This window comes from Nodosilinea sp. P-1105 (assembly GCF_012911975.1).
Lineage (GTDB): Bacteria > Cyanobacteriota > Cyanobacteriia > Phormidesmidales > Phormidesmidaceae > Nodosilinea.
The window spans coordinates 81442-94206 of record NZ_SMDQ01000016.1; the positions used below are offsets into that span (position 1 = coordinate 81442).

A 12765-nucleotide genomic window follows, 5' to 3' on the forward strand; every position below is an offset into this window, starting at 1 on the left:
CTTCAACACGTCAGGACCTTTCATCCCCTCCCACGGAGGGGTGCCCGGAGGGCGGGGTGGGTTTCTTCGGGCTTGCTTGACCCACCCCTACCCACTTCGACACGCTCAGCGCAGGCCTCCAAAGGAGGGGATTTCGGACCTTGATGCCAACAAATCTCTACATCTGCTAACCCTAAATTTAAGACTTGAAGCAACCTCTCTAACGATGGTCGCTGGGGCCTGCAAAAAAGGGACGGAGAAAACTCTCCATCCCTCTGGGTATAACCTAGCCTGTGTTGTGTGTGACTCAGTGGAGTCAGCGACTGCGGTTAGCTTTCAGCTGAAATTAGCTCTCGCCGCTGCTCCGCCTGGATAGTGACTTTGCCATTGTCATCGACATCAACAGTGGCCGTATCGCCATCCCCTAGGCGGCCGGAAAGGATTTCCTCAGCCAGGGTGTCCTCTAGCAGACGCATAATAGCGCGGCGTAGGGGTCTAGCACCGTAGCTGGGGTTGTAGCCTTCTTCCACCAGCCGCTCTTTGAACCGCTCCGTCACCTCCAGCTGGATGTTCTTCTCGGTCAACCGGGCGAACACTTCCCGTAGCAAGATATCGGAAATCTGCTTGACTTCGTCCTTGGTGAGTTGTCGGAAGACAATGATTTCGTCCAGACGATTGAGGAACTCTGGCCGGAAGTACTGCTTCAGTTCTTCATTCACCAGGGACCGAATCCGGTTGTACTGGGATTCTGCCTGGTCTTGCTCGAACTCGAAGCCGAGACCGCCGCCACCCTTCTCAATCACCTTAGAGCCGATGTTAGAGGTCATAATCAGCAGGGTGTTTTTGAAGTCCACTGTGCGACCTTTGGCATCGGTCAGGCGGCCGTCTTCTAGAATTTGCAACAGCATGTTGAAGACATCGGGGTGGGCCTTCTCGATTTCGTCAAACAGGACCACGGTGTAAGGCCGACGGCGCACTGCTTCGGTTAACTGCCCCCCTTCGTTGTAGCCGACATATCCGGGGGGTGACCCAATTAGCTTGGAAACGGTATGGCGCTCCATGAACTCGGACATATCCAGCCGGATCATCGATTCTTCGGAACCGAAGAAGTAGGAGGCCAGGGACTTGGCTAATTCGGTTTTACCGACCCCTGTAGGCCCAGAGAAGACAAAGCTAGCAATGGGACGATTGGGATTCTTGAGCCCCACCCGAGCCCGACGAATGGCCCGAGAAATGGCTCTCACCGCCTCGTCTTGGCCGATCAGCCGCTGGTGCAGGGTATCTTCCATGTGCAGCAGCTTTTCAGACTCAGATTCAGTCAGCTTGCTGACCGGTACGCCAGTCCAAGAGGCCACAATATGGGCGATGTCCTCTTCACTGACCACGGGCTGATCTTCACCGCCAGCATCTTCGCTAGCTTTGTTCTGAGCGATCGCCCGGATTTCTGCTTTGATTTCCATTTCGCGATCGCGCAATTCCCCAGCCTTGTCAAAGTCCTGGGAACGGACGGCGTTATCCTTATCCTTCAACACCTGCCGCAGCTCTCGATCCAACTCTTTGGCTGCGGGGGGCAACTGGGAGTTAATCAACCGCACCCGCGAACCGGCTTCGTCAATTAAGTCGATTGCCTTGTCGGGTAGAAAGCGATCGGAGATGTACCGATCAGATAACTTAGCCGCTGCATCCAAAGCATCATCAGAAATTTTTAGCTTGTGGTGCTGTTCATAGCGATCGCGTAGACCGTGTAAAATCTCGATCGTTTCATCCACACTGGGCTCGCCCACCATCACCGGTTGGAACCGGCGCTCTAAGGCTGCATCCCGCTCAATGTGCTTACGGTACTCGTCCAGGGTGGTAGCGCCAATGCACTGAAGCTCACCCCGGGCTAGGGCCGGTTTGAGAATGTTGGCGGCGTCGATAGCGCCTTCGGCCGCCCCCGCCCCAATTAGGGTGTGCACCTCGTCGATCACCAGGATGACATTGCCGGCAGAGCGGATTTCATCCATGATCTTCTTCAGGCGTTCTTCAAACTCGCCCCGGTACTTGGTGCCAGCTACTAGCAGGCCGATGTCAAGGGTGACCACCCGGCGATCTTCCAAAATATCGGGTACATCTCCATGGCCGATGCGTTGGGCTAACCCTTCGGCGATCGCGGTTTTACCAACCCCAGGTTCACCAATCAACACAGGATTGTTCTTAGTACGCCGTCCCAGGATTTGAATCACCCGCTCAATCTCTTTCTGACGCCCGACGACAGGGTCTAACTTACCGTCAGAGGCCATCTGGGTCAGGTTAGAGCCAAACTCATCCAGGGTAGGGGTCTTGGTGCGCCCTTGACCACCGCCGGCCGATACCTCAGCGGTTTCACCCAACATGCGAATCACCTGGGTCCGTACCTTGGAGAGGTCAACCCCCAAATTCTCGAGCACTCGGGCCGCGACCCCCTCGCCTTCGCGGATTAATCCTAGAAGCAGGTGCTCAGTGCCAATGTAGTTGTGACCCAGTTGGCGAGCTTCTTCCAGGGAAAGTTCAAGCACCCGCTTGGCTCGGGGGGTGAAGGGAATCTCGACGGCTACGAAGCCAGAGCCTCGGCCAATAATCTTTTCCACCTCAATGCGCGCATCTTTAAGATTGACGCCCATGGATTTCAAGACCTTGGCGGCGACGCCAGTACCTTCTCCAATCAACCCTAAGAGAATTTGCTCAGTGCCGACGAAGTTATGCCCCAGCCGACGAGCTTCCTCCTGAGCCAGCATGATGACTTTGATAGCTTTTTCTGTGAAGCGTTCAAACATGACGGTATTTATCACCTGGTGCGTGCCGGATAGGGAAATTCTAGCACAGGGAAAATTGCCAGTTGTGACCTACTAAACAGCTGATTTTCTAAGGATCGCTGGGTTCGGCGCAGAAACATCAATACAGGTTGGGATCACGCGTTGTCGTGGGATTGAGTTAACAGGGATGTTAATTTTCTCAACTCAAATACGACTTAAAGGATAGGCTTTAGGGGTGGTTTACCGTCTGCTTTTGAGCGGATATCTGCCATCCTTGAGCCTGAAGTCGCTGCTTGACTGTGCTGCGCTTAAACGCCAACAATTCCTTGAATTCTCTAGTTTTCAGAGAATTTTGCCAGAGAATCAAAGCATCTTCCCCATCGGGATAATAGCGACGGCGATGGCCGAGGGGTTCAAACCCGAAGCCAGTATAAAGCGCGACGGCACGGCTGTTAGAGGGGCGCACTTCCAGGGTGGCACGAGTTAAGGGGCAATCATCTGCTTGGGTTGGCCGACGGTGGCAGGCATCTTCTAATAAATGGATCAGCAGCCATTGACCTAACCCCCGCCGCTGATAACGGGGATCTACAGCTAGAACAGTTAAATGAGCCTCATCAAGAATGGCCCAGTAGCAACCCAGGCCAACAATACGTTCGTCTACGCCTGGTTCGGCCATCGTTGACTTCGATAGAATTCCTGGCCTCAGACGTTTATGATGCTGGGTGAGCACTAACATGCAACTGTTCGGGCTTTCCAGTTCTCGACGATAGCCATCTGCTGACCACAGCCCCCCGAGGGCACGCAAATCTAAATCCACCAGGGCCGGAATTTGATCGACAGTCGGTGGGTGGCAGGAAATTGGGCCCATGGTCATGGAAGTTGACACAGTGCTTAATTGTACACTGGAGATCTTGGCCCATTGACCTTAATGGGTTCTGGTGGGTGTCCCGTGGTCTTTAGTTCCGTTGGCTCTGGCCCAGGGTCGCTGGCTCTACGGCCTGGGATTTGCCGAGGGTTTGTGCTGTTCCTAGTTTCTCCTCTCCATAAAGTATTCTGAAAAGTATTCTGATGGTTTCTACCCCTGCTTCAGTTGATCGTGCTGCTTCGAGCAGCTGCCAGTATCTGCCTGCTGTCGCCGAGGGCGACGGGTTATCTCCAAATCAACAGCTTTTGCCCCTGACCGCCGCTGTCACGGCCGCCGATCATCTGACTGTAGGGGGCTGTGATGTGGTTGACCTGGTCGAGCAGTATGGCTCACCGCTGTACATTCTGGATGAGCATACCCTGCGAACGGCCTGTCGCCAGTATCGGCAAGGGTTTGCTGATTACTATCCTGGGGAATCCCTCGTCCTGTATGCTTCTAAAGCCTGGAACTGTCTGGCGATTTGTGCGATCGCGGCGGCGGAAGGACTGGGGATTGATGTGGTCTCGGGGGGGGAACTGCTGACAGCGACCACCGCCGGGGTGAATCCAGACACGATTTATTTCCATGGCAATAACAAGTCTGCCGCAGAACTGGCCCTAGCCTTGGATGTGGGCTGTCGGGTGGTGGTGGATAACTGGCTAGAGCTGAAGACCTTAGGGGAAATGGCGACCCAGCAGGGTAAACCAGTACCCATTTTGCTGCGGGTCACCCCTGGGATTGAGTGCCACACCCACGACTATATTCGCACGGGTCATTTAGACAGCAAATTTGGCTTTGACCCTGATCAGATTGAGGCGGTATTTGAGTTTCTGGCCAGCCAGCCTCAACTGAATTGTTTAGGCGTTCATGCCCATATTGGATCCCAAATTTTTGAGCTGAATCCCCATGCTGATCTGGGCGAGGTGATGGCGCAGTGGGTGGTCACTGCCCAGCGCTATGGACTCACCCTGACCGAGTTAGACGTGGGCGGTGGCCTGGGTATTCGCTATACCGAAGCCGATGACCCGCCGAGCATTGACACCTGGGTGAAAACCGTCTGTGACAGTGTGGTCGCGGCTTGCAACGCCCACCAGATTCCGTTGCCCCGTCTCCTCTGCGAGCCCGGGCGATCGCTGGTGGGGCCAGCTTGTGTAACAGCTTACCGAGTGGGCAGCCAGAAGGTGATTCCAGGCATTCGCACCTATGTGGCTGTGGATGGGGGGATGTCTGACAACCCCCGGCCAATTACCTATCAATCGGTGTATCGAGCCCTGGTGGGTAATCGGATGGGGGCTGCTTGCACGGAGACAGTTACCCTAGCTGGGAAACACTGTGAATCAGGCGATATTCTAATCAAAGACGCCCTGTTGCCAGTGCTGCGCACTGACGATGTGGTGATCATTGCTGGCACGGGTGCCTACAATTACAGTATGGCTTCCAACTACAATCGGGTTCCTCGCCCGGGGGCCGTCTTAGTGCACAATGGGGACGCCACCGTAATCATTCGCCGGGAAGCTCTGGCTGATTTATTGCGTCAAGACTGCTTGCCTGAAAGCTTGCGATAATCAGTCCCTGATTTGATCAGAGCCCGATGCCTGGAAGCCCGCCGCAGTCTCGCCCTTAGCTCTTTTGGCCCCAGTTGTCTGGGACGGGCAGAGTTAAGGTGAAGGGGGTGGTTTGGACTACTTCGCCGATGCTATTTGACAAGCCCAGTGGGCCTATTTTCTAACACTGCATGAACTATCTCTGGGAGCAATGGCTGTTAAACCTAGATAGGGTTAGGGTCGTGCTCCAAGCCCTAGACATTGTTCTAGTGCTGCTACTGAGCTATGTGGTGCTGGTAATTATTGGCGATCGTCGCACCCTGTGGATGGTGCGGGGGTTGATTTTCCTGATGTTAGCGGCAGCCCTCAGCAAGTTCATGGGCTTAGCGCTACTGGGGTTTGTGCTAGATAAGTTGGTGATTGGGTCGGCTGTGGCCATGGCGTTTATGCTGCAGGGGGAGTTTCGCCGACTGCTGGAACTGCTGGGGCAAGGGCGCGTGTGGGAACTGCTGAATCCGTCCCGCGAGGCGATGCCGCAGCCTGACAATGTGATCGACGAAATTGTAGCTGCGGTGAAGGAGCTCTCTCAAAACCGGACTGGGGCGCTACTAATTTTAGAAATTGATAAACCTATCGATGAGCGCGACTTTACGGTGCCTGGGGTGCGGTTAAATGCAGAGGTGTCTAAGGAGCTGATTCAGACGATTTTTCAAACCAGTACCCTACTGCATGATGGTGCCATGTTGATCCGGGGATCGCGGATTGTGGCAGCGGGGGTGATTTTGCCCATCTCAGAGCGGGTGGCCTCGCGCCAGTTGGGTACCCGCCACCGAGCGGCGATGGGAATTACTGAACGGGTGGAGCATTGTGTCTGTGTTGTGGTATCTGAAGAAACGGGTTCAATATCACTAGCAGAACGGGGTATTCTAGACCGGCCTTTGACCAGCAGCCGCTTGCGCAGTATTCTGCGATCTAAGTTTTCTAAAACCGCAGATCGGGAGGCGGTCGCACCTCAGCTGCGCACCTTAGGGCGGCGGCTCGCCAGTCAGGTGATTGCTTTTCTGCTTCGCTTGTTTCGCTTGCCCTCCTCGTCTCCTCGGGAGAAAAAATGACCACTAAGCCTGTCGTACGTTACGCTTTGCCCGCTGATCTCAAGCCCGATCGTCTGCCCCAGCATGTGGCTGTGATTATGGATGGCAATGGCCGTTGGGCCAAACGTCGGGGTCTGCCTCGAATTATGGGCCATCGGCGGGGGGTAGATACTCTGAAGACGCTGCTGCGATGCTGCCGCGATTGGGGCATTGGGGCGCTCACTGCCTATGCTTTTTCTACCGAAAACTGGGGTCGCCCGGTGGAAGAGGTGGACTTTCTGATGACGCTGTTTGAGCGAGTGCTGCGCCAGGAGCTCCTGGAAATGATGGAGGAGAATGTACGGATTCGGTTTGTGGGCAACCTGGAAGCGCTACCTAAATCCCTACAAAATGAAATCTACCAGGCGGTTACCCAGACCCAGGGTAACCATGGCATTGAGTTTACGGTGGCCACAAACTATGGGGGGCGCCAGGAAATTGTGCAGGCCTGCCGGGCAATCGCGGCTCGGGTGCAACAGGGGGAACTCAGCCCTGAGGACATCACTGAAGACTTGTTTGGGCTGCACCTGTATACCGCCGGTACCCACGACCCAGACTTGCTGATTCGCACCAGCGGCGAAATGCGCATCAGCAATTTTTTGCTGTGGCAGTTGGCCTATGCTGAAATTTATGTCACTGATACCCTGTGGCCTGACTTTGATACCTCAGAGTTTCACCAGGCGATCGCGGCTTACCAACAGCGCGATCGTCGCTTCGGCAAGGTGAAAGGGTAGGGCAACGTCTAGAGCATCGGTACAGACTGTCCAGATCCCAGTCTGGCATTGGGGTCTCCCTGTTATCTTGGGTGTAGTTGTAGTGGGGCTTAAGCGATGGAAGATACGCTCACGATTTTGCTTACGCCAGAACTTCGGGCTGCTGTAGATCGCCTGACCGAGACGGAGGGCTTATCGCCCGAGGGTCTGGTGCAGATGGCGCTGCAAGAGTTTGTGTTTGTGCATCAGTTTAGGTCGCTGCGAGATCAGCTTTTGCAAAAGGCGCAGGCTGAGTACACCGACGATGACATCTTTGAAATGGTGTCATGAAGCTGGTATTGGATACCAACGTTCTGATCGCTGCATTTATTGCTAAAGGTCTTTGCCATAGTCTATTGAGTGGTGGGCAGTGCCACCTTACTTACTTAACCAAGATCGCGACTAAGGCATAGACCTGTGCCAAAATTGCAGGAGTAACCTGTCTGTCTACCGTGAGGTCTGTATTTTTCGCTGAACCTGGGCCCACAGCGACCCACAGCTAGTTGTTCCGTGACACAGAAGCTCGTGACACAAACCGTTTGGCTTACCATTGACTGGCGCGAATCCGCAGGTGCTATACCTGACGCTCAGCAAGAAGCCCTGACCGAGACCCTATTTCGAGACCTCCACGGTGTTGATGGCGTAGAGGCTATACGCCGGGTGGCTGATCCTGATGCTCCTGTCGGGGGCATGGGAGCGGCCTGGCTGTGGAGTATTTTGACCACTGAAATTACCCTAGACGGTCTGAAGACCCTGGGGCGGGAAGCCCAGGCGCGGCTACCGGGCAGGCCCATTGAGTTTACGGTCAAGGCGGGCGATCGCGCAGTTACCGTCAAAAACCTGCGCCCCGCTGACCTGGAGGCCACCCTAGACAAACTGGTGGATGCTGCCAAACAACTGGCCGAGGACTAGCTGCCCATGCCCCGCAAAGTTGCGCTCCTGATTGGTGTTGGACAATACGCTGAAGACAGTGGGCTGCGATCGCTCCAGTGCCCGATGAACGGGATCGCAGCGGTGGAGGGCCTGCTGCGGGATGGCAACATTGGCGGTTTTGACGAGGTGATTGCCCTGCCTAATCCTGATGTGGGCACCGCCCGTAGCCGAATTGGCGAGGTATTTGGTGGGCTGGCCAAGGATGACCTGGCTTTGTTCTACTTCACGGGCCACGGCATTAAAGACATGGGCGGCGACTTCTACCTCACGACTAAAGCCACCCAGCTCTTTGCCGACGGACGGCTCAACCCTGGCACTGCCCTGGAGGCCGACTTTATCCGGCGAGTGATCGGCAGCAGCTATGCCCAGCGCAAGGTGATCATCCTCGACTGCTGCTTTGGGGCGGCCTTTGCCGATGGCTTTCTCACCATGGATGACGGCACGGTGGATGTGAACGCCCAACTTGGGGGCGAAGGCTGGGTAGTGCTCACCGCCGCCACCTCTCGTAACTATGCCCTAGAGCAGGATGGGGAGCCGCTCTCGGTCTATACCCGCTACCTGGTGGAGGGGTTGAAAACGGGCACCGCCGCCCCCGAAGGCCAAGACTACATTTCCGTGCAAAACCTGTACGACTATGTGCGCGCCAAGGTGAAAACCGCTGCCCCCACCATGGAACCCGCCATCTTCAACGGCCACCAAGGCGGCGATATTGTGCTGGCCAGGGCCACCCTGGGCGACCCCGAACGACGCTACCGCAAGGAACTGGAAACCAAAATCCGCCAGGGCCACTTTCGCCACAATCAATTTCGCCCCGCCACCCGTGCCAACCTGGATATCCTACGCAACCAATTGGCCCTTACTGCCGAACGTGCCCAAGCCCTGGAACAGGAAGTCCTCCAGCCCTACCGCGAAAAACAGCAGCACATTGAGCGCTACGCCACCACGCTCCAGGCCGAAATTGCCTTCGCTTTTCCCCTCGATGCCGAAGCCCTCCGAGAACTCCGCACCCTACAAAAGCGCCTCAACCTCACCGACGACGACCTCCGCCCCGCTATCGCCAACGCCCTGCACAACACTCTGCACCAAAACGCCCCTGCTCCCCTGCTCAAAAGTTTTCTCTCCGATGCCCCTACGTACTGGTTCGAGGTCGTTACCGTCAACCCCGAGGGAGAAGTAGCCAACAAAACGATCAAAACCGCCGAATACTTCCGCGAAGACCTGGCCAACGGCGTCACCCTAGACCTGGTAAAAATCCCTGGCAGAACCTTGACCATGGGGTCGCCAAAAGACGAAAAAGGGCGCGACTGGTACGGAAAATTTGTTGATTCGCTCAAAGGAGTCGATGTTGAAGGCCCTCAACACAGGGTTACAGTGCCAGAGTTTTGGCTGGGCAAATACCCCGTCACCCAAGCCCAGTACCAGGCCACCATGGGCCAGAACCCCAGCCACTTCACGGACAACGGGGCCAACCGCCCAGTGGAGCAAGTCTCTTGGCGGGATGCCGTGGCCTTTTGCGAGAAACTCTCCCAGCAAACTGGGCGCACCTATCGCTTGCCCAGCGAAGCCGAGTGGGAATACGCCTGCCGCGCCGGCACCACCACACCCTTTTACTTCGGTGAGACCATTTCTCCCGACCTCGCCAACTACGACGGCAACTACACCTACGGCGACGGCCCCAAGGGTATCTATCGAGAGCAAACTACCAAGGTCGGCCAATTCCCGCCCAACACCTTTGGCCTGTACGACATGCACGGCAATGTGTGGGAGTGGTGCGCTGACCACTGGCACGATAGTTATGACGGGGCACCTGTGGATGGTAGTGCGTGGCTAGTCCCTGGCGAGAGTGAAAGCCGTCGCATACTGCGGGGCGGTTCCTGGGTCAGCAATCCTGAGTTCTGCCGGTCGGCGGACCGTCTCAGGCTCGCGCCCGACGGCATCATCGGCTTCGTCGTTGGTTTTCGGGTGGTGTGCGGCGGCGCGGGGACATAGCCCTTTACCCTTTAGCCCTCTTGCCCTTTGCTCTCTTCTCTTTTCCCGCTTTGGCGCGAAGCGCCTAAAATTTTTTTAAGGTTTCGAGGGTTCCAGATCCCAGGGTTTTTGAAAAACCCTGGGATCTATCTACGGAGGCGCTACCTGTGGGCTAGAAACACCTTATGCCGCTGCCTCCGTTTTAGCTCTGAGGATTCTCACGCGGTGTGAGCGGCAACATGCACTATTCTGACTGGCAGGCCCAGCGACGAGAGTCACCAATCCTTTGAGCGCTGGCTAGAAACCCGCAACTAAACCAAATTCAAGGCCAGACCTGGCGTTCTGCCTGTGGGAAAACGCCAGGTCTCTAGCTGGAATTGGTATAGCTTGGTCTTGTCAGTCCAAATCCAAAATCCAAAATCCTGAATCTAAAATGCGATGAATCTTCCCACCTGGATTACCGTTTCCCGCCTGCTGGCTGTGCCATTGCTGCTGGTATTACTCCAGGCTCCTAGCCCTAGCCAACGGTGGTGGGCGGCGGGCATTTTCCTGCTGGCCGCCGGGACAGACTGGCTGGATGGCTACCTGGCCCGCAAGCTTAATCAGGTGACCGATCTGGGTAAGTTTCTCGACCCCCTGGTGGACAAGCTGCTGGTGCTGGCCCCCCTGTTAATGCTGGTGGAGCTGAACCAGGTACCCGCCTGGGGGGTGTTTTTGATTGTGGCCCGAGAAATTACCATCGCCGGTTGGCGGGTCAACCCAGCGATGCAGGGGGGCGCGGTTCCCGGGGCCAACTGGTGGGGTAAGGCCAAAACCGTAGTACAGATCGCCGCGATCGCCCTGTTGATTGCCCCCCTGCCCCCGATCTGGGCGCGGCCTACCCAACTGCTCTTTTGGCTGGCTGTCGCCCTGACGCTGGGGTCGGGGCTGGTTTACCTGATGGCGTCGCCACAGCCCTCAACCCCTGTCCCTGATGACATGTAGAACATAGGGACAGATTCCAGAAGCTGCCTCGAACATCATCGCCCAGGGGCTGAGGTGACCGCTGGAATCTTGGCCGGCTGTACCAACTTATCGGTCGCCCCTGGGCTAAGGTTCCCTATAATGAAGGTTTGTCAATTGCCACCCTTCTAACGCTACCCATGTCCTCTGACGCCCATCGCCCTGGCCAAAGCGCCTCCAGCCTTGAAGATATTCGCGCCGCCCGCCTGCAAAAGGTTGAAGAACTCAAGCAAGTCGGCCAAGATCCCTTCGCCTATCGCTGGGATGTGACTCACCACACGGCTGACTTGCAAGAAAAATACGCTGACCTGGAGGCTGGGGACGAGGTTGACATCGAGGTGTCTCTGGCCGGGCGGATTCTGGCCCGCCGCGTCTTTGGCAAGTTGGCCTTCTTTAGCTTGCAAGATGAAACCGGCACCATTCAGCTGTATCTCGAAAAAGCCACCATCCAAGCGGCCATGGCCGCCACCGACGACCAGGCCTTTACTCACCTGAAGCAGTTGACCGACGTGGGTGACATTCTGGGGGTGCGGGGCACGATCAAGCGCACTGAGAAGGGGGAACTCTCGGTCAAGGTACAGACCTATGCGGTCTTGACCAAAGCCCTGCTACCCCTGCCGGATAAGTGGCACGGCCTGACGGACGTGGCCAAGCGCTATCGCCAGCGCTATGTGGATTTAATTGTTAACCCCACCGTGCGAGACACCTTTCGCAAGCGGGCGCTCGTCACCTCTGGCATTCGCCGCTACCTGGAGGATCGAGGGTTTTTAGAAATTGAAACCCCCGTGCTGCAAACTGAGGCCGGGGGGGCCGAAGCGCGCCCCTTTACCACGTACCACAACACCCTGGAGATGGACCTCTACCTGCGGATTGCCACTGAGCTGCACCTGAAGCGGCTGGTGGTCGGTGGTTTTGAGCGGGTGTTTGAAATTGGCCGTATCTTCCGTAATGAGGGGGTTTCGACCCGCCACAACCCTGAGTTCACCAGCGTTGAGTTTTACCAAGCCTACGCCGACTACCACGACTTTATGGACCTGACCGAGGACCTGGTGACCACCCTGGCCCAGGATATTCTCGGTACGCTGACCATTACCTACCAGGGGCAGACCATTGACTTGACTCCCCCCTGGAAACGGGTCACCATGCACGACCTGGTACAAGAGCACACAGGGCTAGACTTTCATCAGTTCACCCGCCTGGCCGACGCCCAGGCGGCCGTCAAAGATCTCCATCTACACGGTTTAGAAGACTGCGATTCCATCGGCAAACTGCTGAACGAGGTATTCGAGCAAACCATCGAAGCCACCCTGATCCAACCCACATTTCTGATTGACCATCCGGTGGAAATTTCCCCCTTGTCTAAACCCCACCGCAGTAAGCCCGGTGTGGTGGAACGGTTTGAACTATTTGTGGCAGGCCGCGAAACCGCCAATGGCTTCTCAGAGTTGACCGATCCCATCGACCAGCGCCACCGCTTTGAGCTGCAAGCGGCCCGAAAGGCGGCTGGAGACCTGGAAGCTACTGGTGTGGACGAAGACTTTCTGACCGCTCTAGAGCACGGTATGCCGCCCACCTGTGGGGAGGGCATTGGCATCGATCGCCTGGTGATGCTGCTCACCGATAGCCCCAGTATTCGCGATGTGATTGCCTTTCCCCTGTTGAAGCCGGAACGGGAAGAGGAGTAGTTGGGGAGATGGGGAGATGGGGTGATGGGGTGATGGGGTGATGGGGTGATGGGGTGATGGGGTGATGGGGTGATGGGGTGATGGGGTGATGGGG

Annotated in this window: 10 protein-coding genes; 8 read left to right on the forward strand and 2 right to left on the reverse strand. The window is 56.3% G+C overall.

Features of this window, described 5'->3' with window-relative positions:
- Positions 1-308: 308 nt before the first annotated feature.
- Complete coding sequence (locus E1H13_RS09730; RefSeq protein WP_169613216.1) at positions 309-2774, reverse strand: ATP-dependent Clp protease ATP-binding subunit; 2466 nt, start codon at positions 2772-2774, stop codon at positions 309-311.
- A 208-nt stretch (positions 2775-2982) separates the two neighbouring features.
- Complete coding sequence (locus tag E1H13_RS09735; protein ID WP_169613217.1) at positions 2983-3621, reverse strand: GNAT family N-acetyltransferase; 639 nt, start codon at positions 3619-3621, stop codon at positions 2983-2985.
- Between the two features lie 200 nt (positions 3622-3821).
- Here E1H13_RS09735 and lysA point away from each other — a divergent pair, with 200 nt between their 5' ends.
- From lysA to lysS, 8 genes are all read left to right on the forward strand, one after another.
- Entirely contained in the window at positions 3822-5222 is a 1401-nt protein-coding gene (gene lysA / locus E1H13_RS09740; RefSeq protein ID WP_169613218.1) for a diaminopimelate decarboxylase, read from the forward strand.
- Positions 5223-5392: 170 nt separating this feature from the next.
- A complete protein-coding gene (gene cdaA / locus E1H13_RS09745) occupies positions 5393-6313 on the forward strand; it encodes a diadenylate cyclase CdaA (RefSeq protein WP_169613219.1) in 921 nt (306 codons plus the stop codon).
- Positions 6310-7065, forward strand: a complete 756-nt coding sequence (locus tag E1H13_RS09750) for an isoprenyl transferase (protein ID WP_169613220.1) — start codon at positions 6310-6312, stop codon at positions 7063-7065. The genes cdaA and E1H13_RS09750 overlap by 4 nt, the downstream gene beginning before the upstream one ends.
- 96 nt (positions 7066-7161) lie before the next feature.
- On the forward strand, positions 7162-7374 hold the full coding sequence (locus tag E1H13_RS09755) for a hypothetical protein (protein ID WP_169613221.1): 213 nt from the start codon (positions 7162-7164) through the stop codon (positions 7372-7374).
- A 234-nt stretch (positions 7375-7608) separates the two neighbouring features.
- Positions 7609-7995, forward strand: a complete 387-nt coding sequence (locus tag E1H13_RS09760; RefSeq protein WP_206070287.1) for a hypothetical protein — start codon at positions 7609-7611, stop codon at positions 7993-7995.
- 6 nt (positions 7996-8001) lie between these two features.
- Positions 8002-10005 (forward strand): SUMF1/EgtB/PvdO family nonheme iron enzyme, encoded by a 2004-nt coding sequence (locus tag E1H13_RS27930; RefSeq protein WP_169613223.1) that lies wholly within the window; start codon positions 8002-8004, stop codon positions 10003-10005.
- Between the two features lie 417 nt (positions 10006-10422).
- Positions 10423-10968 carry a CDP-diacylglycerol--glycerol-3-phosphate 3-phosphatidyltransferase gene (gene pgsA, locus E1H13_RS09770; RefSeq protein ID WP_169613224.1) on the forward strand — a complete coding sequence of 182 codons (546 nt, stop codon included), beginning with the start codon at positions 10423-10425 and terminating at the stop codon, positions 10966-10968.
- A gap of 158 nt (positions 10969-11126) precedes the next feature.
- Positions 11127-12671, forward strand: a complete 1545-nt coding sequence (lysS, locus tag E1H13_RS09775; RefSeq protein WP_169613225.1) for a lysine--tRNA ligase — start codon at positions 11127-11129, stop codon at positions 12669-12671.
- Positions 12672-12765: the final 94 nt, after the last annotated feature.